The sequence below is a fragment of the Microbacterium sp. E-13 genome (genome assembly GCF_049912955.1).
In the GTDB taxonomy this organism is placed as follows: domain Bacteria; phylum Actinomycetota; class Actinomycetes; order Actinomycetales; family Microbacteriaceae; genus Microbacterium.
This window is the reverse complement of the sequence record NZ_CP183973.1, coordinates 2,763,386-2,784,511: the sequence shown is the minus strand read 5'-3', so window position 1 is coordinate 2,784,511 and position 21,126 is coordinate 2,763,386. Positions and strand designations below refer to the sequence as shown.

Annotated in this window: 18 protein-coding genes, 1 tRNA gene and 1 pseudogene; 14 read left to right on the top strand and 6 right to left on the bottom strand. The window is 65.9% G+C overall.

Going from position 1 to position 21,126, the window contains the following annotated elements; translation table 11 throughout:
• Nucleotides 1–121 precede the first annotated feature (121 nt).
• The 5 genes and pseudogenes from ACN9MP_RS12825 (at nt 122) to ACN9MP_RS12805 (ending at nt 2,618) form a co-directional block, all read left to right on the top strand.
• Complete coding sequence (locus ACN9MP_RS12825; RefSeq protein ID WP_426320726.1) at nt 122–577, top strand: hypothetical protein; 456 nt, start codon at nt 122–124, stop codon at nt 575–577.
• Nucleotides 574–699: pseudogene (locus tag ACN9MP_RS12820) on the top strand (DnaJ domain-containing protein); the annotation flags it as partial. The gene ACN9MP_RS12825 and the pseudogene ACN9MP_RS12820, both read left to right, overlap by 4 nt.
• A gap of 222 nt (nt 700–921) precedes the next feature.
• A complete protein-coding gene (locus ACN9MP_RS12815; RefSeq protein WP_426326209.1) occupies nt 922–1,086 on the top strand; it encodes a hypothetical protein in 165 nt (54 codons plus the stop codon).
• Nucleotides 1,087–1,227: 141 nt separating this feature from the next.
• A complete protein-coding gene (locus ACN9MP_RS12810) occupies nt 1,228–1,674 on the top strand; it encodes a hypothetical protein (protein WP_426320724.1) in 447 nt (148 codons plus the stop codon).
• A 131-nt stretch (nt 1,675–1,805) separates the two neighbouring features.
• Nucleotides 1,806–2,618 (top strand): GIY-YIG nuclease family protein, encoded by an 813-nt coding sequence (locus tag ACN9MP_RS12805; protein WP_426320722.1) that lies wholly within the window; start codon nt 1,806–1,808, stop codon nt 2,616–2,618.
• 142 nt (nt 2,619–2,760) lie between these two features.
• On the opposite strand, the gene ACN9MP_RS12800 is transcribed toward ACN9MP_RS12805, so the two are convergent.
• Nucleotides 2,761–3,363, bottom strand: a complete 603-nt coding sequence (locus ACN9MP_RS12800; protein WP_426320720.1) for a GIY-YIG nuclease family protein — start codon at nt 3,361–3,363, stop codon at nt 2,761–2,763.
• 15 nt (nt 3,364–3,378) lie between these two features.
• Between ACN9MP_RS12800 and ACN9MP_RS12795 the strand changes: the two genes are divergently transcribed.
• Nucleotides 3,379–4,704 carry an exonuclease domain-containing protein gene (locus ACN9MP_RS12795; RefSeq protein WP_426320718.1) on the top strand — a complete coding sequence of 442 codons (1,326 nt, stop codon included), beginning with the start codon at nt 3,379–3,381 and terminating at the stop codon, nt 4,702–4,704.
• A 188-nt stretch (nt 4,705–4,892) separates the two neighbouring features.
• Here ACN9MP_RS12795 and ACN9MP_RS12790 read toward each other — a convergent pair whose 3' ends face one another.
• The 3 genes from ACN9MP_RS12790 to ACN9MP_RS12780 are packed head-to-tail and all read right to left on the bottom strand — an operon-like array spanning nt 4,893 to nt 8,047.
• Nucleotides 4,893–5,987, bottom strand: a complete 1,095-nt coding sequence (locus ACN9MP_RS12790; protein ID WP_426320716.1) for a hypothetical protein — start codon at nt 5,985–5,987, stop codon at nt 4,893–4,895.
• The gene (locus ACN9MP_RS12785) at nt 5,980–7,740 is read right to left on the bottom strand and encodes a DNA/RNA helicase domain-containing protein (protein ID WP_426320714.1); all 1,761 of its coding nucleotides are present in this window, start codon (nt 7,738–7,740) and stop codon (nt 5,980–5,982) included. The genes ACN9MP_RS12790 and ACN9MP_RS12785 overlap by 8 nt, the downstream gene beginning before the upstream one ends.
• Nucleotides 7,727–8,047 carry a nucleotide pyrophosphohydrolase gene (locus ACN9MP_RS12780; protein WP_426320712.1) on the bottom strand — a complete coding sequence of 107 codons (321 nt, stop codon included), beginning with the start codon at nt 8,045–8,047 and terminating at the stop codon, nt 7,727–7,729. Before ACN9MP_RS12780 ends, ACN9MP_RS12785 begins: the two co-directional genes overlap by 14 nt.
• Before the next feature lie 120 nt (nt 8,048–8,167).
• On the opposite strand from ACN9MP_RS12780, the gene ACN9MP_RS12775 reads away from it, so the two are divergent.
• From ACN9MP_RS12775 to ACN9MP_RS12765, 3 genes are all read left to right on the top strand, one after another.
• Nucleotides 8,168–11,266, top strand: coding sequence for a DUF3427 domain-containing protein (locus ACN9MP_RS12775; protein ID WP_426320710.1), 3,099 nt, complete (start codon nt 8,168–8,170; stop codon nt 11,264–11,266).
• Nucleotides 11,263–11,670, top strand: a complete 408-nt coding sequence (locus tag ACN9MP_RS12770) for a (deoxy)nucleoside triphosphate pyrophosphohydrolase (protein ID WP_426320708.1) — start codon at nt 11,263–11,265, stop codon at nt 11,668–11,670. Before ACN9MP_RS12775 ends, ACN9MP_RS12770 begins: the two co-directional genes overlap by 4 nt.
• Before the next feature lie 394 nt (nt 11,671–12,064).
• Nucleotides 12,065–13,195 (top strand): tyrosine-type recombinase/integrase, encoded by a 1,131-nt coding sequence (locus ACN9MP_RS12765; RefSeq protein WP_426320706.1) that lies wholly within the window; start codon nt 12,065–12,067, stop codon nt 13,193–13,195.
• Nucleotides 13,196–13,414: 219 nt separating this feature from the next.
• On the opposite strand, the gene ACN9MP_RS12760 is transcribed toward ACN9MP_RS12765, so the two are convergent.
• Both ACN9MP_RS12760 and ACN9MP_RS12755 read right to left on the bottom strand, forming a co-directional pair.
• Nucleotides 13,415–13,486 (bottom strand) — tRNA-Arg (locus ACN9MP_RS12760).
• A gap of 48 nt (nt 13,487–13,534) precedes the next feature.
• Nucleotides 13,535–14,500 (bottom strand): NAD(P)-dependent alcohol dehydrogenase, encoded by a 966-nt coding sequence (locus ACN9MP_RS12755; RefSeq protein WP_426320704.1) that lies wholly within the window; start codon nt 14,498–14,500, stop codon nt 13,535–13,537.
• Between the two features lie 224 nt (nt 14,501–14,724).
• On the opposite strand from ACN9MP_RS12755, the gene ACN9MP_RS12750 reads away from it, so the two are divergent.
• From ACN9MP_RS12750 to pntB, 5 genes are all read left to right on the top strand, one after another.
• A complete protein-coding gene (locus ACN9MP_RS12750) occupies nt 14,725–15,528 on the top strand; it encodes an N-formylglutamate amidohydrolase (protein WP_426320703.1) in 804 nt (267 codons plus the stop codon).
• Nucleotides 15,525–16,769: a tyrosine/phenylalanine carboxypeptidase domain-containing protein gene (locus ACN9MP_RS12745; RefSeq protein ID WP_426320702.1), complete on the top strand. Its 1,245-nt coding sequence runs from the start codon at nt 15,525–15,527 to the stop codon at nt 16,767–16,769. Before ACN9MP_RS12750 ends, ACN9MP_RS12745 begins: the two co-directional genes overlap by 4 nt.
• Nucleotides 16,770–16,809: 40 nt before the next feature.
• Nucleotides 16,810–17,853, top strand: a complete 1,044-nt coding sequence (locus tag ACN9MP_RS12740; RefSeq protein ID WP_426320701.1) for a glutathione synthetase — start codon at nt 16,810–16,812, stop codon at nt 17,851–17,853.
• Between the two features lie 275 nt (nt 17,854–18,128).
• On the top strand, nt 18,129–19,706 hold the full coding sequence (locus tag ACN9MP_RS12735) for a Re/Si-specific NAD(P)(+) transhydrogenase subunit alpha (protein WP_426320700.1): 1,578 nt from the start codon (nt 18,129–18,131) through the stop codon (nt 19,704–19,706).
• On the top strand, nt 19,703–21,121 hold the full coding sequence (pntB, locus tag ACN9MP_RS12730) for a Re/Si-specific NAD(P)(+) transhydrogenase subunit beta (RefSeq protein ID WP_426320699.1): 1,419 nt from the start codon (nt 19,703–19,705) through the stop codon (nt 21,119–21,121). The genes ACN9MP_RS12735 and pntB overlap by 4 nt, the downstream gene beginning before the upstream one ends.
• The last annotated feature ends 5 nt before the right edge of the window (nt 21,122–21,126 follow it).

Genomic DNA, 21,126 nt, shown 5'->3' with positions numbered 1-21,126 from the left:
CGGTGATCGCGCGTTCGCATTGCCAGCTCCCGGTGACGCTAGTCTGGCGTCGACGATGTTCCGTTTCCTGGGGAGGACGACACCGTTGACTGGACGAGGGCCGCGGATTCGTGTGGCTGGGGTGCCCGCTGACTTCCGCGTGCCGACGGGCTGGGCCACCCCGACCAATAAGTGGGTGCGGGACAACGCACTCTGGGTGCCCCCGGAAGACTGGTCGCCGACGCCGGGCACCCCGGCCGCCCCCGCGGGGTGGCAGTTCTGGGCACCGAACAAACTCTGGTGGCAGACCACCGGTGCGTACTACCGTTCGATTGCCATCTGGGCACGCCTCTCGAACTGGCTCGGGCTCGTGTTCCTCGCCACGCTGATCTCCACCGCATTTATCGGGCCCTCGCCGCTGCTCGCGTTGGTCCGCGTCGCGGCCGCGCTAGCATCGATCACCTTGCTGATCGTTCACGAATCCCTCAAGGCGCGGCTAACGAAGAAGCTGCTCGCGCAGTTCGCGGTCCTCGCGCACAACGGCAGGCAGGAGCGTCTCACCCGGGAGTATCAGCGTTACCTGACGGCGGTGGCATGACGCTCGACGAAGCACGCGCCCACCTCGGCGTCACCCCAGCCGCCACGGTGGAAGAGATCCGCGACGCGTTCCGCCGCCGCGCGCGAGCGCTCCACCCCGATCTTCACCCGAGCGCTGACGACGACGATCGCGCCCGTCTCGGACGTGAGTTCAACAGCGCACGCGAAGCCCGCGACATCCTTATCCGCTTCACCAGCGATCCACTTCGCAAACCGCATCCGACCCTCCACTCACCGGGTGCCCCTAAGCAGTCGACCGGGTCCGAGCCGCATGCTCGGCCGCACGCGCCCCGCACTGGGGCGCCGGAACAGTCCACATCGGCGACACGACCTCCACGGGTGACGATGCGATTCAATGAGTTCGTCGCGTGGACCGACGCGGCAGGGTTCGGCGAGGGCACCCGATCACGTCGATACATCGACTGGACGCGCATCATCGTGTGGTCAACTCTCGGACTGCTGATCGTCGGATTCGCCAGTGGCGCCATCATCTACGCGAACCTGATCTAGCCACAGCCCCGCCCGAGCAGAGGTCGAGCCCGCACCGCGCGGCGACAGTGAACGCCCGCCAACCTCCGCTTTGGGGCATGGTCCGAATACGGATCGTTCGCGATGGCGCGCCCTGCTGCGGCGCGTGGAATGCTCTCCAGCATGACCCTGGACGACGCGCACCCTTCGGACTCTCTGGCGCAACGGGATGCCGAGACAGTCATCATCGCTGCCCTCAGCACAGAACTGGGGGCAGCACTCGGAAAGACCTCAATCCCGACCGGGAACGGCGGCCGAGTGGAGGTGGACGGGGCTTCTGCGGACCTCACCATCCTCGTCGAGGCGTACGCGCATCAGGGAGCGCTTCGGGGTGGGCAGCCGAAGAAGCTCGCTACCGACGCGCTCAAGCTGACTTGGATTGGCCGACAAGTGGGCGCGAAGCGCCTGATCCTCGCAGTCGCTGACGAACGCGTCGAGGCGTACTTACGGCGGCCCAGAGCGTGGTTGACGCAAGCGCTCACAGATCTCGGGGTGGAAGTGATCCGCGTCGATCTGGACGACGCAACCGAAAGCGCCCTGGTCGCCGCGCAGACGGTGCAGTATCGATAGCTGAGGCGACCCGACGAGTGCGCCAGCATAGCCCGCACGGGAATCGACTCTCGGAACCGGGGTCTGCGGTCGGGCTTCTGGGCCCACCCGCTCCAGCCCCTAGCCTGACTACCAGGAGGGAGGACGCGCCTATGGCCCTAACGCTTGGTCCGCTGTTGATCGACGCCGGGATTGATCCCGCCCGTGCACTCGTGATCCGTCACGCGTTCGCGCAGGAGTCCGAAGAGAGCGGCCTGACGGGGCTTCACGCCAACTCGACACACACGGAGATATTCGAATACACGCGTAGACAGTCGGCCAACACGAGAAGCTTTCCGGCCGCACCCCCACCAGTGTGGGTGGTCTTCATCAAAGAGGGCGGTGATCAGGCACGACTCTGGTCTGTGGTGGAGAACCGCGGTGAAAGCTCCACCAACGGAATCATCCGGACCTTCGACATCGCGGAGACCGATCACATGGCGGATTTGCGAAATCGGCTCGTCATCGGCTGGCGATCGCCGCGCACATGGCGGATGAGTGCGGCCACCGCCGCGCGCTATCCGGTCGTCGGTATCGCGGACGCCGAACCAATCCCGTTTCCTGGCTTCGATCGTCTCGTCCTCAGCCACGTCGAGTTGCAGGCGGTGATGCGCGAGCACCGTTACGCATCCTGGCGTACGGCCCTCGCTTCGGTCTTCGGGATCTACCTCATCACCGACACCCGCGACGGTCGACACTACGTCGGCAAGGCGGACGGAGTGGAGAGCATCCGGCAGCGCTGGAGCGCCTACGCGACGAACGGCCACGGTGGAAACGTCGAGCTTCGCGGGCTCAACCCAGTTGGCTTCCGCTTCTCGCTGCTCCGAGTCTTCGACCCGTCGACCCCCACGCGGGACATCGACGTAGCCGAGAGTCACTTCAAGGACGCATTGGACTCACGACGTCACGGGCTCAACAGGAACTGAACCACCTGCCGCCGCACGCGCTGCCGACGAGGCCCCTGGCTGGCCAAGCCCCGGGAGCATCCTCCGTCGCGCCGCTCCCAGTCCGCCCGCAGCCCTCCGCTTTCGCGCACCGCCCGCATGGGGTTCCGGGCGGCTGCTGAGGTTACCTAGGGGTCCAAATCGGACTGGACCGTGCGCGCGCCTTGTGTTCGGCTCTCATAGCCCGATTGCTGAAATAGTAGGGATGCGCTGAATTGTGGTCGATGTTCAACGGGGGCCGGGCGGCCGAGATAAGGGTGGGTTCAACCGTCCACGGTGCGTCGTGTTCGTAGATGGCGACGCGAGCATGGCGAGCCATCCATCCTGACAAGGCGGCTTCGCCTGGAGGTGTGAAGGTGAGTCGAGCTCCGCTGCCCACGCGGTGCAGCTCGATTCGGAGCGACTCGGAGAGATGACAGCCCAAGGTGAGACGGAGCGTCGAACCCGCGGCGTTGCCTGCGAAGTGGTATCGGATGCGTTTGTACAGGTTCTGACGGCTCGGCGCCTTGCCGTTGGCCGGGGGTGGACCAGGGGAGATCCCGACGTACAACAAGGCTCCGTGAGTGTTGGTGTGACAACCGACGCCGGGAATACCCGGCGGCGTGTCATCGAAGTACCAGGCGTACAGCCCGGGTCGAGCCGGCACCGCCGACGGTCGTGCGAGGACGTCTGCCCGGCCGAGCGTCGCCCGCGGACTGAGGAGCGCCCCGAGCGCCGCGTCGATCATGGCCCCACTTAAAGTGTGTTCGCCGACAACTCGACGCGTTCAAGGAGCTTTGGGTTCGATAGGCCGCGTGGCTTGACGATCATGTCCACGCCGACCGATAGGTTCGCGCTTGTGCAAATTCTGGGGAATGGATCGGTGCCGCTTGGGTACGCAGTAATCGACGTCGAGACGACGGGGCTGGTTGCGGAACTCTACGACCGGGTCATCGAGGTCGCCGTGGTCCACGTCAGCCCTGACGGACTGATCACCGGTCGGTGGGAGACGCTCGTCAACCCTGGCCGAGACCTCGGCCGCCAGGACATCCACGGCATCACCGCGCGTGAGATCCTCGGCGCCCCCGCTTTCGCCGACATCGTGGCCGATCTCGTCGATCTCCTCAGCGACCGTGTCATCGTCGCCCACAACGCGGCATTTGATCTGCGATTCCTGAACGCGGAGTTGGCGCGGGCAGGCTACCGCACCACCGCCCAGTTCTCATCGGTGTGCACCATGCGTCTTGCGCGTACGCTACTCGGTGGCGGGGGGTCGCTCGCCGACTGCTGCGCCGCGTTCGACATCGAGCTGACCGGTGCGCACCGGGCGCTCGTCGACGCCACCGCAACGGCGGAGTTGCTCGCCGCGTTCATCGCGAGCACGGAACGCACCTACTGGCTGCCCGCGTTCGACGCGGTCACTCCACTCGCCCCGCACGTTGGGCAGCGCGCCGCATGGTTCGTACGCGAGGACGGCGACTATGCGCCGACCTTCCTCGAACGAATCGTCGACCGGGTACCAGACGTCGCCGACACCGCCGAGCAGGCCGAGTACCTCGCGCTGCTGGAACGCTGCCTCCTCGACCGGTACCTGTCCGAGCATGAGATGAATGCCCTGGTCGCCCTCGCCGACCAGCTCGGGGTTGGTCGAGCCACAGCCGAGCGACTTCACCTGCGGTACTTCGAGGCGCTCGTCGCGGCGGCCTGGGCGGACGGGGTGGTCAGCGAGCTCGAACGCGACGACCTCCAGACGGTGGCTGAACTGCTCTCCATTCCCCAAGAGATGGTCAGGAAGGCACTCGAGGCACCCGGGGTCGAAGATGCAACGCCGCCCGCCGCGACGGGGTTCGACCTGATCGTCGGGGATGCGATAGTACTCACCGGCGAGATGCTGCGACCGCGTGCGGCCTGGGAGGCGGTACTTGCGGACCTCGGCTACGTGGTCAAGCCGGCGGTCACCAAGGCCGTCAAACTCGTCGTTGCCGCCGATCCGGACTCGCTCTCCGGGAAGGCGAAGAAGGCGCGCGACTACGGCATCCCCATCGTGGGCGAACCCTGGCTCCTGGACCTCGCTGCCGCTACAGTCTGAACGCCGAGATCCCGCGGCAGGATTGGCCTTCAGTTGATCGGCCGATGACGACGCTGTTTCGTTCACGGCTCGCCTCCGAGGGTCGGCCGTACACAGGTTTTGCCCTCCACGGGCAGAGCTCACGCGGGACGCCGATGCGCGACTGGCGTCCCTCGCAAGCCTGCCCGAAGAGGATCCGGGTGGAGAATTCACCGAAGCCATTCGATTGCTCGCGCAATGAACTCGCGGGACGCGGTTCTCAAGTGTTGGCCGTCTGCCTCTACTAGGTCTCGGAACCGTACCCCGAGATCCTCCGAGAGCATGGCTCTGCTCGTGACGGAGTCGGGCATGTCGCCGTACCCGTGTGCGTGGAGCGCGACTGACACGACCTCGGTGACTTCCCATCCGGCGACCGCGGGGGGTGCTGCCGGCGACTGGGAACGAAAGGGTCCCGGCAGTACAACTGAACGCAGGGAGAGCAACGTCCGGGTTACCTCGCTCGGGTGGCCCGGCTCGAACGTGGCTGCGTATGCCGCCACCAGGCTCTCCATCAGCTTTCCCCGCTGCGCGCGCAGGTTATGAAGCGCACGAGCGTGCCAGGCGAGCAGCGCCGCAATAACGCCGAACCCAATAGTCAGCGCCAGCTCGACCACCCAGCTGTCCTGTCCGTTATGAAGGAAGACGGACATTACGGAGAGTGTCGCGGCGAGCATCGCCGCGGTCCAGGTGAGCTGACTCCAGTGCGCTTGGTAGGGCCGCGGCTTCGGTGATGCCGACAATAACGGTGGCGAAGAGGCAGAGCATGCTGCGCTGAGCAACAGTCCGAGCACTGCCAGTAGCAGGGCAGCGAGCTTCACAGCGCCGACCGACCTCGCCGAACTGAATGACTCCTCCGACAGCACGGTCACTGAAGCAGCGATTCCGGCCGGCAGAATCGTGAGCCAGGCAAGCACCGCTAAAGACCACCAGACAGGCGCGGCACCCCGCCTCATCCGCGCAGTCAGACGCCGGTAGGTTCGGGCACGCAACTGGACGGTGCCCGCGGATGCAGCAACAGTCCCGGACAGCGCCGCAAACACCGTGAGTACGGAGCTAGCAATGGGGTGCCTCACCACAATTGCGAGCACGGCGCAAACGATCATTATCGCGATCGCACCTCCGAACCACAGCCAGATGCGGCGGCGCCGACTAAGCGCGGCACGGCGGGCCACGCGTGATGCGAGATCCTCGCCTCGCGGCGTGATTGTGAGCTCTGTGGCCACGGCCCACAAGTCAAGAACCTTCGTCTCCGCTTGCTCACTCATTGACTGATATGGGATGACGCCCGATCTGGCCCGCAATGTAGCCGCGCAGCGCCGGATCGCACACGTACACATAGGTGCCGAGCATGCCTCTTGTCAGGAGGACCCCGTAGATGTTGCGGATGAACTCCAACAGGTCGTCGTCGGAGTAGGCGATCCCGCGTTGCTTGTTGTTCTCTTTGCCCTTCGCGTCCCGATACGAGGCGCGGTCGATGTAGAGCCGTCGGGAGTGGGGGTCGTAGCGGAGGTCGTTGCCAATAATGACGCCTGCGTAGTTGAGGTCATAACCCTGGACGGTATGAATAGACCCGACCTCGTGGATGGATGCCGGACTATTGATCCAGTCCTTGGCTTGGCTGTTCCAGCGAAGGCGCACGCCATCGAGCTCGATATCGAACGCTTCCTTGTCACGATTGCTCTTCCACTCCCATGCGTAGCCGGCGACCAGGCGGGCGAGGCCATGCTCGTCGTTGCGCTTGAAAATTTCGCGTCGCATCGCCGCGAGGTTGTCGAAGAATCTCAGGTCATAGTCACCGAAGTCGGGGCGCTCGGTCGTGTTGGACCCTCCCCGCAGCGTGTCCCGAACGAATTGCACATAATCGGCGCCTGCACGCACGCGCATCTGGGTAGACAGCGGGTACCGGCGATGTGTCGACCTTGCCTGGTCCACGAGTGAGCGGAGGACACTCTGAGGCAAGTCAGCCGGTCGTACGGTCTGCTCGAGGTCGAGCAGATAGATCTGGTGCCGGCTCCGAGCGCGGATCCAGTCCAGCTGCGTCTTTGACGGGTCGTCAGCGCCAAAGAGCTTTTCGTTGATTGTAATGAATCGCTTGTTGTTGACGCCCGACGACTGGTTTGCGCGCTGGTTCAGGCGATGAGTTTCGTCGACAATCAGCAGGTCCCATGGCTGATCTGATGTCCCCACGTCGAAGGGCGTCAGAATCTGTGCCTCCGTGACCTTTGGTGTTTTCTTGAACACACGCTTGATGGATTCGCGCAGGGACTGCTGAGGTACGACGAAACCGATCCGAAGTCGCGCGAGCAGCTCGCGATTTCCAGGGACGAAGAAGTCGGCGAACATCGAGTCTGCTTCGACTTCGTCTGCATCATTGTGGTCGCGGATGTCTGCGAGGAGCTTCAGCAGGAAGATCGCGATGATGGTCTTGCCCGTCCCGGGCTGTCCTTCGATCACGCTCGTGGATGACGCTCCGTCGCCGAGGTCGGCAAGTAGTCCCTCCACAATGTCCTCGACCGCGATCGCCTGTTCCGGCGTGAGCACTTTGAACGGCGACAGTTTGAAGAGGTCGCTGTTCTCGATCTCAGGGATGCTGCGTTGGAAGATGCCGTCTGATCGCAGCTTCTCGAAGATGTCTCGGAAGCTCTCTCGGTAAAGGTCGCGCTCGTAGTACCGAGCATCAATGATGCCCTCGTTGCCATTCATCACCGTGAACTGTCCGTCGCCCGCGAGCCAGCGGATCAGATGAGACTCCAGATCGAGGCACGCCGACTTGTTGAAGGTGTCGTCGATGACGACGCGCACGCGCCGGAATGTGTTCTTGGCAGGGTTGGCGAGATGCTGGCGCATGCGAGCAGCGGCGTTGACCGTCTCACCGACGTAGACGGCCCCGGCACCAGCCGAGTCGGCACCATCAAGTACATAGACCACAGGCCAGTTTCTTCGGCGCTCGTCGCCAGCCACCCAGCCCGAAATCGCGCCTGTCGTGAAGTTCAGGCGCTCGATCTCAAAGGGCGTCATACTTGGTGCTCCGTCCCCGGGCCCGATCGGCCGGGTATTTCTCTCCAGTCGCGACAAGTTTCTCGAGCACGATGTCGTCGAGGTCGACCCCGAGCCGCGCGGCGAGCAGCGTGCAATAAGTCACCACGTCAGCAAGCTCGGCTCGCACCAGCGCCTCGTCTGCATCGTCGCTCCACTGGAAGCACTCAAGGAGCTCCGCGGCCTCGATCGCGATGCTCTTTGCGAGGTTCGCCGGAGTGTGGAACTGGGCCCAGTCGCGTTCTCGAACAAACTCTTCCAGCGCCTTCTGAACCCGCTCACTCGTCACGATTGCGACCGTATCAGGACGGCGGCGGAGACTTCGCCGGATGCCTAGTCGCCCCGGTCGCAACCCCCCGCTCCGCTAGCGTATGGAGCAAAGCGAGCTGGGTCGGTGGGAGGGAGCAGGATGGCGGGGTTCCCGGATCTGCAGGCTGGGTTGTATGAGACGCTCGTCACTTCGGGCCTGCAGGGACGCCTCCACTCGCAGGGTGGGCTGCTGCCGACCATTGAAGCTGTCGACGAAGCGGATCAACCACACGTACTCGCCCGCCTGGTCTACGAGGAAGCCGTTCGGCAGCTTTCGTCCATTTCAGGTGAGAGTGAACGCCTCGAGCTCGTGAACCGTCTGTTAGGAGACATCGCCGCGTCTCCCGACTTTGTGGTGGCACCGGCACGTCAGCTCCAGCGACTCTCGCCTCCCGCTGGTCCGGGAATCTCGACGTATGGCAACGTTCGGCCGACTACGCCGCTCAGCGAGGCAGCGCTGCTCACGAACACCCGGGGCGAGCCGAACCTGAACGCCGAGCTGAAAGCGGAGATCGATACGGCAGACCAGGTCGATCTCCTCTGTGCTTTCGTGAAGTGGCACGGGGTCAGGCTTCTGGAGGCGGAACTAGCTCGGCTCCAGCGCCGCGAGGCACCCTTCCGAATCATCACGACCACCTATATGGGCGCCACCGAGCGGGCCGCTATCGATCGCTTGGCGCGTGAGTTCGGCGCGCAGATCCGAGTGCAGTACGACTCAATGCGTACCCGTCTGCATGCAAAGGCGTGGCTCTTCCAGCGCCGCAGCGGCTTCAACACTGCGTACGTGGGCTCGTCGAATCTCTCGAAGGCAGCGCTGCTCGACGGCGTGGAGTGGAATGTCCGGCTGTCGGGTGTGGGCACGCCGGCGCTGCTCGAGAAGTTCCAAGCCACGTTCGAGACCTATTGGAACGATGCCAGTTACGAGGTGTACGACCCAGATCACGATCGGGACCGACTCGACGATGCGCTCGCGGAGGCCTCCGGAACGCGGCGTCACGACCGGATGACAGTGTCTCTATCGGGTCTGGAGGTGCGCCCGTATCCCTATCAATTGGAGATGCTAGACGCACTGGACGCGGAGCGCGAGGTGCATGGCCGCCACCGAAACCTCGTCGTTGCGGCGACGGGTACCGGCAAGACAGTCCTGGCGGCCTTCGACTACCAGCGACTCGGCGGCTCGGAGCGTTCGCTGCTATTTGTTGCCCACCGAAAGGAGATTCTCACCCAGGCCGCTCGTACCTACCGCGAGGTCCTGGGCGACGCGAACTTCGGGGAGAGTTACGTCGCGAATAGCCGGCCAGAGCGGTGGGAACATGTCTTCGCAAGCGTTCAGTCCCTCACGTCTTACGGGGTTGAAAACATCCCTGCCCATCACTTCGACGTCGTCGTGATCGACGAATTCCATCACGCTAGCTCGGCAACGTACCGCAAGCTCCTAGACCATCTCGAGCCAAAGGAACTACTGGGACTGACGGCGACTCCGGAGCGCGCCGATGGCAACGACGTATTGAACTACTTCGGTGGACGCGTGGCAGCGGAGCTGCGACTGTGGGACGCCCTCGGCGAGGAGCTCTTGTCGCCCTTCCACTACTTCGCAATCGCAGACGGCACCGACCTGTCGAGGATCGCGTGGGTGCGCGGGGGCTATGACGCCACACAGCTTTCGAAGCTCTTCACAGGAAACGAGGCGCGCGCACGAATTGTGGTCAACGAGGTTCTCGACAAAGTGATTGACCCGCTCGGCATGCGTGCACTCGGCTTCTGCGTTGATGTAGCGCACGCGGAGTACATGGCGAGAGTGTTCAACGAGGCGGGGATCCCCGCCCTCATGATCAGTGGTGACGGGCGCACACAAGCGCCGCGCGACGAGGCTCTTCGCCGGCTCCGCAGTCGGGAAGTCAACGTTCTCTTCTCGGTGGAGTTGTTCAACGAGGGACTTGACGTGCCCGACGTGGACACGGTGCTTTTCCTGCGTCCTACCGAGAGCGCGACCGTTTTCCTTCAGCAACTGGGTCGTGGCCTGCGCCGCACCGCGGACAAGGCCGTGCTTACGGCTCTGGATTTTGTAGGTCATCAGAGCAAGCAGTTTCGTTGGGACATGAAGCTGCGTGCACTGACGGGGCTGACGCGCCAAGCAGTCGCCCGCCAGGTCGAACACGGCTTCCCCTTCTTGCCGTCCGGGTCGCAGATCGTGCTCGACCGGCAGTCCCAGCATCTAATTCTCGAGAACTTGAAGGAGCAGGTGGCCAATCAGTGGCATCAGCTCGCTTCTGAGCTGCGCTCGTATGGAGACATCACGCTGGAGGAGTTCCTGAGGCAGGCAGAGGTCGACCTCGCTGACGTGCTCAAGAAGGGAAAGCGGGGCCGTTCATGGACCGAGCTTCGAAGAGATGCTGGGCTTCCAACTTCGGGCGGGACGGGGCGCGAAACTGACCTGCTGAAGCGCGTTCGCGCATTGGTCCACGTGGACGATAGCGAGCGCACGCGAGAGTATCGGCATCTACTGGCAGACGATTCGCCGGAGTACGCGGAGCTGTCCGTACGAAGCCGTCTATTCGCCTCCATGCTGTTCTTTTCGCTGTGGCCCGATGGCGGCGGATTCTCCTCCGTCGAAGACGGGTTGCGCGCTCTCAAAGCTGAACGAGCAGTGCGTGAGGAACTCGTCGCGGTCATTGAGCTCGGCTTCGACTCCGCGCGACACATTCCGACCGCGATGGCGGGCAGACTCTCGTGGACGCCGCTCCAAATACATGCTCGATACCAGCGCGAGGAGGCGCTCGCCGCGCTTCGTTACGCGAACCTGGGCCGGAGGCCGAACTCGTTCCAACAGGGCGTGCTGTTCGTAAGAGACGAGAACGTGGATGCCCTCTTCATCACGCTCAAGAAGTCGTCCGCGGGATTCTCCCCAACCACCATGTACCGCGACTATCCGATCAGCCATGATCTCTTTCACTGGGAAAGCCAGTCAGCAACAACAGTCCGGTCCACGACTGGGCAACGGTATCTTTCCGGATCGAGTGACGTCCTACTCTTCGTGCGTGAAGAGAAGACCAACGAATTTGGTACCGCCCCCTACCTCTTTCTCGGCACCGCGAAGATCGTGCATTACGTGGGCGAGCGGCCGATAGCGATCACCTGGCGACTCGATCGACCCATGCCTTCGGACTTCTTTCAAAGAGCGTCGGTGGCGGCGCAATGAGCGTTGTCGTCGGTGCGGTGATCGTACGCGATGGGCTGGTGCTGGCGGCACGACGGACTCGACCCGCCGAACTCGCCGGCCAGTGGGAGTTCCCGGGCGGCAAGGTCGAGGAAGGCGAGAATCTTACAGACGCCCTTGCGCGGGAGCTCAAGGAAGAGCTCAACTCGACCATCAACGTGATGGACGAGGTTAGGGACGCTACCTCGCCATGGCGTATCAGCGATAAGCATGTTCTACGGCTCTTCCTTGCCACAGTCGTCACCGGTGAACCGACCGCTGGGGAAGACCACGACGAGCTCCGCTGGTTGCTGCCGGGTCATCTTGGCGATGTCGCGTGGCTGCCCTCAGATCAGCTGGCCTTGCCCGCAGTAAGGAGAGCAGTGGAACGACGAGCTGCGCTCTAGAACTAGGGCCCCATACGCGCCCTGCGGTGGCCGCACGGCGTGAACGGATGGCCCTGGACTGCACCGCGCCCGCCGTTCGCTACGCACCCGACGAGTTGTCTTCCTTCGACACATCAGCCGCCCCAGCGTTCGGATGCGACGCAGTGCTCGTCGTCGAACGGCTGCTAAGCGACGCGCGCCAGCGCGGAGTCTGCAAGGAGTGAGCGGCGAGAGCGGAGGCGTGACCGATCGCTACACTCTTGCCGTCGGAGGGAGGCGCCTTCTCCTCCAAAGACAGTTGACGACGTTTCCCGCCATCTATCCACATCTGTCACCGGCCGCGTTGACGGCATCCGATCCATGTTCGACACTGGCCCGATACCGACCCTCAACCCGGCATCGATCGGAGGTCGAGATGGGCACTATCACCCCGTACGAAACAGCGCAGGGCCGCCGCTATCGCGTGCGCTACCGCAAGCCTGATCGCACCGAAGCGCAGAAGCGCGGCTTCACGACGATGCGCGAGGCGAAGCTCTACCTGTCCATGGTCACCGTGTCCAAGTCGAAGGGCGAGTACATCGATCCCGTGGCGTCGCGGGTGCCGGTCCGGATGTTCGCCGATAGTTGGCTGCGGTCGAAGCAGCCGCCGATGTCGAAGCCTTCGTACTACATGACGCTTGAGCGGGCGTGGAAGAACCACGTCGCTCCCGTCTGGGCAGACAGAGAGATCTGGTCTATCCGGCGGTCCGAAGTTCAAGACTGGGTGTCAGAGCTCGCGACGCAGAAGTCGCGCACGGTCGTTCTTCGCGCGCTGGGAGTCCTCGCCGGCATCCTCGATGTCGCGATCGATGATCGTCGCCTTGCGAGCAATCCGGCGCGCCACATCCGCAATCTCCCTCGGAGCGGCCCGGCCAAGCGCCGCGTCTATCTCTCGCACGACCAGGTGGCGACGTTGGCGGCATGCTCGGCGCATCCGACGATGATCCTGACCTTGGCCTACACCGGCCTTCGGTGGGGCGAGGCGACCGGGCTGCGCGTGCGGAGCGTGAACCGCCTCCGTCGACGCTTCGTGATCGAGGAGAACGCGGTGATGATCGCGTACGAGATCCACGTCGGCACGCCCAAGACGCACGAAAAGCGCTCGGTGCCTTACCCCGCACGGCTCGATCCGATGATCGAGCAGGCGTGCGCCGGCAAGGGCCCGGAAGGACTGCTGTTCGGCGACGGCGTCAACCACATGCGCAACTCAGGCGCACAGGGATGGTTCGCGAACGCGGTCCGCCGTGCGCAAGCTGTGGACCCGTCGATCCCGCGGCTGACGCCTCACGACCTGCGCCACACCGCCGCATCGCTCGCGATCAGCTCCGGCGCAAACGTGAAGGCCGTGCAGCGGATGCTGGGACACGCGTCGGCGGCAATGACGCTCGACACCTACGCCGACCTCTTCGACGACGATCTGGATGCCGTCGCATCGCGCCTCAACGACGCCATGCCGCTCGTGGCGCTGCCGTCAAGTCCGCAGACCCGCTACGCCCGGCCGACGTGACGTCGGAGAGCAGATTGCTCAACTTTTCGACGAGGCTCAGGACGCCTGAATTGCTCGATTTCGTCGTTCTGAGGCGCCGAACGAGGCTCCGTGAAGGGCGTCGAATCTGCCTCGGTTCCGGCTCATAGCAAACTCAAATGCGGCCAAAATGCGGCCAAAAACGCAATCTGAGTGGTCTGACCACAGAAGAAATACCTGGTCAGAGGCAAAAAAAGACGGTGCCCCTGGAGGGACTCGAACCCCCAACCGTTTGCTTAGGACGCAACTGCTCTTCCATTGAGCTACAGAGGCTGGCTGATCGATTCTACCGACGGCGAGACAGCTGGCTGACCGCCGCAGTCAGCCGGCAGCGGTCTGCACCGCGACCACGACCTTGCCGAGTGCCTGGCCGGTACCCACCCGTGCCAGCGCGGCGGGCGTCTGGTCGAGCGGGAACACGGGGTCGATCGAGATTCGCACCTCCCCGGAAGCACAGCGCTCGACGAGTGGCGCGAAGTGCGGAGGGCCTTGGCGCACCGCAAGTACGCCGAGCCGCCTGCCGCTCACGGCGCCGATCAACGCCCCGATCGTGACGATGCGCAAGAGCGCGCGCACCGTGCCTCCCACGATGAAGTAGCGCCCGCGGGCGGCGAGCGCGCGACGATATGCGTAGACCGAGCGCGAGGCGACGAGGTCGATGATGAGGTCGTACGGGCCGGTGCGCGTGAAGTCCTCCGTGCGGTAGTCGATGACGCTGTCCGCTCCCATCGACCGCATGAACTCCAGCTTGGCGGCGTTGTCGACACCCGTGACGACGACTCCGGCGCTGCGGGCCAGCTGCAGGGCGAACATGCCGGTCCCTCCGCCCGAGCCGTTCACGAGCATCCGGTCGCCGGCTTCCGCATGGGCGACCGCCTGGAGCGCGATCGCGCCGGACTGCGGGATCGTGGCGGCCTCGATGAAGGAGAGGGAGGGCGGCTTGAGGGCGAGCTCGCCCTCGCCCGCGATGGCGTATTCGGCGAACCCGCCTTTGCGCATCAGGACATCTCCGAACACCTCGTCACCGACGCGAAACCTGGTCGATCCGGGTCCGAGAGCGGCGACACGGCCGGCGATGTCGGATCCGAGTGTTCGGCGCCTCGGGCGCGTCAGTCCGCCCAGCCGTGCGTATGCGGGACTGCCCCGAAGCGCCTCCCAGTCGCTCAGGTTGACACCGGTGGCGACGACCTGCACGAGCACCTCGCCGGTGCGCGGCGTCGGAACCGGCGCGTCCTCGACCCGCAGCTGCTCGGGTCCGCCATAACGGTCGTAGACGACGGCTCTCATGTCTTCTCGCATCAGCCCTCATGGTGCAGGTCTCGGCGTTCTCTCACAACCCGTGCTTTCGAACTCGCGTCGAGCGTCTCCCGAGACCGGGACCTGGTCGCACCGGATCACGCCGAGTACGTCTTCGCACTGTGCGACTCCCGAGAGCCCGCCCCGTGGAACGCATCATGTAGGTCTCCGCGCAAGCCCTTGAGAGCCCCTGGCGTCACGGCAACAATGTGCGAATGCGAACGATCGAGAGACCGCCGTTCGAGTTCACCGGTGACTGGAGCGGGCAGTCCGTCGCGACGGCCATCCACAACGGCCACGATGTGCGGCCCGAGATGGCGGCCGAGCTCGTGCTTCCGGAAGACGACAGGCTCCGCGAAGAAGATCCGCACACCGATGAGCTGGGGGCGCTCATCCCGGCCCGCGTGATCGTGAACCGGTCCCGCTTCGAGGTCGATCTCAATCGCTCGCGCGAGGAGGCCGTCTATCGCACGGCGGAGGAGGCGTGGGGCCTCGAGGTGGTCCGCAATCCACCGCTCGACGAGTCGATCGTCGCCGGTTCGCTCGAGGTGTACGACGCTTTCTACGCTGAGCTGGCGCGGCATCTGGACCGGGTGGCCGAGCGCGGCCCGTTCGTGGTATTCGACGTGCACTCGTACAACCATCGGCGCGATGGCGCGGATGCCGCGGAGGCGCCGCCCGAGGAGAACCCCGAGGTCAACGTGGGCACGGGCTCGCTCGACCGCGACCGGTTCGGGGCCGTGGTCGACGTGTTCATCGAGTCGCTCTCGACCACCGGCACGTCGTCGGGCCCGCTCGACGTTCGCGAGAACGTGCGCTTCCGCGGCCGGCAGCTCGCCGCCTGGACGCACGCCCGCTATCCCGACCGGGCGGTCGTGCTCGCGCTCGAGTTCAAGAAGACCTTCATGGACGAATGGACCGGCCGGGCCGATCGGGCGCGCATCGACGAACTCGCCCGGGCGCTGGCATCCACCATTCCGTCGCTCGAAATGGCTCTTCGCGAGGTGGCGATCTCGTGACCTCAGAGCCGGCCCATCACGGCGATGCCGTGGGACCCGAGACCGACGTCATCGACGTCGGCGCCTTCTCACCCGCCGATCTGGGGGCCGACCACGCGATGGCCGCGCTGGCGGGCAGTGTGCGGTTCCTCCTCGAGATGACGCCGGTCAACGCGGATGAGGTGCGCGCAGGGTTCCTCGCCCAACCCGAGACCGATCCGGTGTTCGAGTACCGGCCCCTCGACGTCGACCCCGATGTGCTGGACGCTCAGGTGGATGCGCTGCCGCTCGATGCGGTGACCGACACGACGCTCGCGGCGCTGCTCCGAAGCCGGCAGCGTGAGATGACGCTTCGCGTCCAGATGCTGCGCGCCCGGAACACCCCGGAGTTCCTGCAGCTCTCGATCGCGCAGTACGGTCCCGTGCTACCCGCTCTCGTGAGCACCGCCGAGGATCTGCTGCACCGCCTTCCGCACGGACGGCTGGAGAGCGACTCCGTCGGCGCGCAGGAGTTCCTCGCCGCGGCGAAGGCCGAGATCGCGCACTACCGGTCGATCGACCCCGACGCTCATCTGCACGCCGAGATCCGCGACGATGTCTCGGGCGTGCTCGTCGAGGGCGACACGCTCCTCATCTCGCACAACGCCGCCGTGGCGGGTGCGCGCGTGAACGCCCTCCTGCAGCACGAGGTGGGCACGCACCTCGTCACGCACGTGAACGGCCTCGCCCAGCCCATCCGCATGCTGGGCGCCGGACTCGCGCACTACGACGAGACGCAGGAAGGCCTTGCCGTTCTCGCCGAGATCGCCTGCGGCGGGCTGACCGCCTCGCGGCTGCGTCAGCTCGCCGCGAGGGTGGTGGCCGTGCACGCCGTGGTGGGCGGGGCAAGCTTCGTCGAGACGCACCGCCTGCTCACGGGCTACGGGCTGCCTGCCGGAAGCGCGTACAGCGTCGCCATGCGGGTTCACCGCGCGGGCGGCTTCACCAAGGACGCCATCTACCTGCGCGGACTGGTCGCCCTCCTCGAGCACGTGGCGCGCGGCGGCACGCTGGACCTGCTGTTCCTCGGCAAGTTCTCACTCGAAGACCTTCCGCTCGTCGAGAACCTCGCCGCTCGGGGCCTCCTCGCCCCCGCGCGGCTCATGCCGCGGTACCTGTCCGAGCCCGAATCCGCCGGCCGCCTTCGCCATGCCGCCGCTGTCGACGACCTCGTCTCGCTGGTCAATGCCTCGGCGCTGCCCGACGACGGCGGCCAGCCGTGAAATGCGCCCTCCACCCCCGCCACCCCTTTGAGGAGTTCAGATGAGAATCGGCTTCGTCGTCAACGACATCGCCACCGAGCAGCCCGTCTACACGACCACGCGCCTCGCGATGAGGGCTGCGGCTCTCGGACACGACGTGTCGGTCATGGGGCTCCGCGACTTCGGGTACGAACCCGACGGGTCGCTCTCGGCGATCGCCGCCGCCACTCCGGCAGGCAAGCGCTACCGGTCGCTCGACCGCTACCTCGACGACGTGCAGTCCACGACGCGGCAGCGCACGCAGCTCGGCGACTTCGACGTGCTCATGCTCCGCGCCGATCCCGCCGCCGAAGCCGGCGAGAGCGCCTGGGCGAGCACGGCCGGACTGGCCTTCGGCCGGCTCATCGCCGAGACCGGCGTGCTGGTGGTCAACGATCCGCGCTCTCTGTCCGACGCCATGTCGAAGGCGTACTTCCAGCATTTCCCCGAGATCGTGCGCCCGCGCACGCTGATCTCCCGTGACGAAGAGCGGGTGCGCGAGTTCATCGACGAGCTCGGCGGTCGTGCCGTGCTCAAGCCCCTGCAGGGGTCCGGTGGCTCCGGCGTGTTCCTGGTCGACCTGCAGCAGGAGCGGAACATCGCCCAGATCGTCGAGGCGATCGCTCGCGATGGATACGTGGTGGCGCAGGAGTACCTCCCGGCAGCCGCCGAGGGCGACGTGCGGATGTTCGTCATGAACGGCCGGCCGCTCGAGATCGACGGGGTCTACGCGGCGTTCCGCCGGCGGCCGGGCGAGACCGACGTGCGGTCGAACATGTCGGTGGGCGGAACGGCCGAGGCGGTGAAGGTCACCGATGACATGCTGCAGCTGGTGGATGCCGTGCGCCCCAAGCTGCTCATCGACGGCATGTTCCTCGTCGGCCTCGACATCGCAGGCGACAAGCTCATGGAGGTCAACGTCTTCTCGCCCGGCGGCCTCGGCTCGTGCCAGGCGCTGTACGACGTGGACTTCACGACGGCCGTCATCGAAGACCTCGAACGCAAGACCTGGATGCGGGCGCACTACGGCAGCGAGCTCCCCAACGTCCAGCTCGCCACCGCCTGACAGCTCCCGGCATCCCGCCGGCTGGCCCGTGCTCAGGTGGCACGACACGCCGGATGGGCCGACGCGATACGGCGTGTTGCGCCACCTGAGCCCGGCGGGGGACGGGCGAACGACGCGGATGCTGTTGCCTCGACGGCAAGATCTGTGATTCTTGACATGGTGTCGGGTGTCATGCGCACGGGATACGTGCCGCGGTCTGACATGGTGGAGGCGTCGTCGCGAGCGCCGAGGAGGGCGCTCGCAGCATCTGTGTCCCATCCGAATCAGAGGATCGCATGACCCGCATTGGCATCGTCGCCGAGGGGCCCGGGGAGTCCCGGGTCGCGGCGACTCCGAATACCGTCCCGAAGCTGATCGCCCTGGGTTACGACGTCGTCGTCGAGTCGGGGGCGGGCGCGGCGTCGTCGTTCCCGGACGCCGCCTACGTGCGTGCGGGGGCGACGGTGATCCGCGGGACGGCGGCGTGGTCGTCGCCGATCGTGCTGAAGGTGAATCCGCCCACGCGGGAGGAGATCGACCGGCTGGCCGATGGGGCGACCATCATCGCGATGCTGAGCCCGGCGTTGCGGCCGGAGCTGGTGGAGGCGCTGGCGACGCGGGGGATCACGGCGATCGCGTTGGACGCGGTGCCGCGGATCTCGCGGGCGCAGTCGATGGACGTGCTGAGCTCGATGGCGAATATCGCGGGGTATCGGGCGGTGGTGGAGGCGGCGCACGAGTTCGGCCGGTTCTTCACGGGGCAGGTGACGGCTGCGGGCAAGGTGCCGCCGGCGAAGGTGCTGATCGCGGGTGCCGGGGTGGCGGGGCTGGCGGCGATCGGCGCCGCGTCCAGCCTGGGCGCGATCGTGCGGGCCACGGACCCGCGGCCGGAGGTCGCCGACCAGGTCCGGTCGATCGGTGGCGAGTACCTGCCGGTGGTGGTGCCGGAGGAGGCGCAGCAGGTGTCGGCCGACGGGTATGCGAAGGCGACCAGCCAGGCGTATGACCGGCGTGCGGCGGAGATCTACTCGGAGCAGGCCGCGGATGTCGACATCATCATCACCACGGCGTTGATCCCGGGTCGGCCGGCGCCGCGGCTGATCACCGCCGCGGATGTGGCGAGCATGAAGCCGGGCAGTGTGATCGTCGATATGGCCGCGGGCCAGGGCGGCAATGTGGCGGGGTCGGTGCCGGGGGAGCGGGTGGTGACCGACAACGGTGTGGTGATCCTGGGGTATACGGATCTGCCGGGGCGGTTGCCGCAGCAGGCGTCGCAGTTGTTCGCGACGAACCTGGCCAACCTGGTGAAGCTGCTCACCCCGGGTAAGGACGGGCAGCTGGTGCTGGACTTCGATGATGTCGTGCAGCGGACGGTCACGGTGGTGCGTGACGGTGCGGTGACCTGGCCGCCGCCGCCGGTGCAGGTCTCCGCCGCCCCGGCGGTGACGGCGACGGATGCTGCCCCCCAGGGCGCTGCGGCGGGCTCGGCGACCGGGGCGGTGGCGGGGAGGAGGCCGTTGTCGGCGGGCACCCGGGCGGGGTTGATCGTGGCGGGGATCGCGGGACTGTTCGCGGTGTGCGCGTTCGCGCCGCCGCCGTTGCCGCAGCATTTCCTGGTGCTGACGTTGGCGGTCGTGGTCGGGTTCTACGTCATCGGGCATGTCGCGCACGCGCTGCACACGCCGTTGATGAGTGTGACGAACGCGATCTCGGGCATCATCGTGGTCGGCGCGATGGTGCAGATCACGCTGCCCGACCTGACCGTGCAGGTCCTTGCCGCGGTGGCGGTGCTGCTGGCGTCGATCAACATCTTCGGCGGTTTCGCCGTGACCCGTCGCATGCTCGCGATGTTCCAGAAGGGTGAGACCCGATGATCGCGGTCGCCGGTCAGATCGCCGGGGCGGCGTATATCGTCGCGGCGCTGCTGTTCATCCTCAGCCTCGCCGGGCTGAGTAAACACGAAACCTCCCGCCGCGGGGTGACCTTCGGCATCATCGGGATGGCGATCGCGTTGATCGCGACGGTGGTGCTGGTCGCCGCCGGCGCCTGGGACACCCCGTCCGGGGCGCTCGGGCTGACGTTGCTGGTCGTGGCGGTGCTGATCGGCGCGGCGATCGGGCTGTGGCGGGCGCGGATCGTGCAGATGACCGGGATGCCGGAGCTGATCGCGCTGCTGCACTCGTTCGTCGGGCTCGCCGCGGTGCTGGTGGGCTGGAACGGCGCCCTCTCCGACACCGGGCTGACCGGGGCGCTGGCCGACATCCACCACGCCGAGGTGTTCATCGGCGTGTTCATCGGCGGGGTCACCTTCACCGGGTCGATCGTGGCGTTCCTCAAGCTCTCCGCCCGGATCTCGTCCAAACCGCTGATGCTGCCCGGCAAGAACGCCCTCAACCTCGGCGCGCTGGCCCTGTTCCTGGTGCTCACGGTCTGGTACGTGATCACCCCCGAGCTGTGGCTGCTGGTCGCCGTCACGCTGCTGGCGCTCGCGCTCGGCTGGCATCTGGTCGCCTCGATCGGCGGCGGCGACATGCCCGTGGTCGTCTCCATGCTCAACAGCTACTCCGGGTGGGCGGCCGCCGCCGCCGGGTTCCTGCTGAACAACGACCTGCTCATCGTCACCGGCGCGCTCGTCGGCTCCTCCGGCGCCTACCTGTCGTACATCATGTGCAAGGCGATGAACCGGTCGTTCCTGTCCGTCATCGCCGGCGGGTTCGGCATCGCAGCGCCCCGCACAGACGGCGACCAGGCGCACGGCGAGCACCGCGAGATCGACGCGGAAGCCGCCGCCGACCTGCTCGCCGGCGCCTCCACCGTGGTCATCACCCCCGGCTACGGCATGGCCGTCGCCCAAGCCCAGCACGGCGTCGCCGACCTCGTCGCCAAACTGCGCGAGCGCGGCGTGGACGTGAGATTCGGCATCCACCCCGTCGCCGGACGCCTGCCCGGCCACATGAACGTGCTGCTGGCCGAAGCAAAAGTGCCCTACGACATCGTCCTCGAAATGGACGAGATCAACGACGACCTGTCCGGTGTGGACGTCGTACTCGTCATCGGCGCGAACGACACCGTCAACCCCGCCGCCGCCGAAGACCCCGGCAGCCCCATCGCCGGCATGCCGGTACTCCGCGTGTGGGAAGCGGACAACGTCATCGTGTTCAAACGCTCCATGGCGTCCGGTTACGCCGGCGTGCCCAATCCGCTCTTCTCCCGCGACAACGCCCAGATGCTCTTCGGCGACGCGAAAGAGAAAGTCGACGAAATCCTCTTCCAGCTCACCCGGGTGTGAAAGCG

Bases quoted from the DNA above. Each gene is read 5' to 3' on its own strand.
- ACN9MP_RS12790 (WP_426320716.1), bottom strand. From the start codon at position 5,987: ATGAGTGAGCAAGCGGAGACGAAGGTTCTTGACTTGTGGGCCGTGGCC.
- ACN9MP_RS12815 (WP_426326209.1), top strand. From the start codon at position 922: ATGCGATTCAATGAGTTCGTCGCGTGGACCGACGCGGCAGGGTTCGGC.
- ACN9MP_RS12735 (WP_426320700.1), top strand. From the start codon at position 18,129: ATGACCCGCATTGGCATCGTCGCCGAGGGGCCCGGGGAGTCCCGGGTC.
- ACN9MP_RS12770 (WP_426320708.1), top strand. From the start codon at position 11,263: ATGAGCGTTGTCGTCGGTGCGGTGATCGTACGCGATGGGCTGGTGCTG.
- ACN9MP_RS12750 (WP_426320703.1), top strand. From the start codon at position 14,725: ATGCGAACGATCGAGAGACCGCCGTTCGAGTTCACCGGTGACTGGAGC.
- ACN9MP_RS12755 (WP_426320704.1), bottom strand. From the start codon at position 14,500: ATGAGAGCCGTCGTCTACGACCGTTATGGCGGACCCGAGCAGCTGCGG.
- ACN9MP_RS12805 (WP_426320722.1), top strand. From the start codon at position 1,806: ATGGCCCTAACGCTTGGTCCGCTGTTGATCGACGCCGGGATTGATCCC.
- ACN9MP_RS12810 (WP_426320724.1), top strand. From the start codon at position 1,228: ATGACCCTGGACGACGCGCACCCTTCGGACTCTCTGGCGCAACGGGAT.
- ACN9MP_RS12765 (WP_426320706.1), top strand. From the start codon at position 12,065: ATGGGCACTATCACCCCGTACGAAACAGCGCAGGGCCGCCGCTATCGC.
- ACN9MP_RS12740 (WP_426320701.1), top strand. From the start codon at position 16,810: ATGAGAATCGGCTTCGTCGTCAACGACATCGCCACCGAGCAGCCCGTC.
- pntB (WP_426320699.1), top strand. From the start codon at position 19,703: ATGATCGCGGTCGCCGGTCAGATCGCCGGGGCGGCGTATATCGTCGCG.
- ACN9MP_RS12785 (WP_426320714.1), bottom strand. From the start codon at position 7,740: ATGACGCCCTTTGAGATCGAGCGCCTGAACTTCACGACAGGCGCGATT.
- ACN9MP_RS12800 (WP_426320720.1), bottom strand. From the start codon at position 3,363: ATGATCGACGCGGCGCTCGGGGCGCTCCTCAGTCCGCGGGCGACGCTC.
- ACN9MP_RS12775 (WP_426320710.1), top strand. From the start codon at position 8,168: ATGGCGGGGTTCCCGGATCTGCAGGCTGGGTTGTATGAGACGCTCGTC.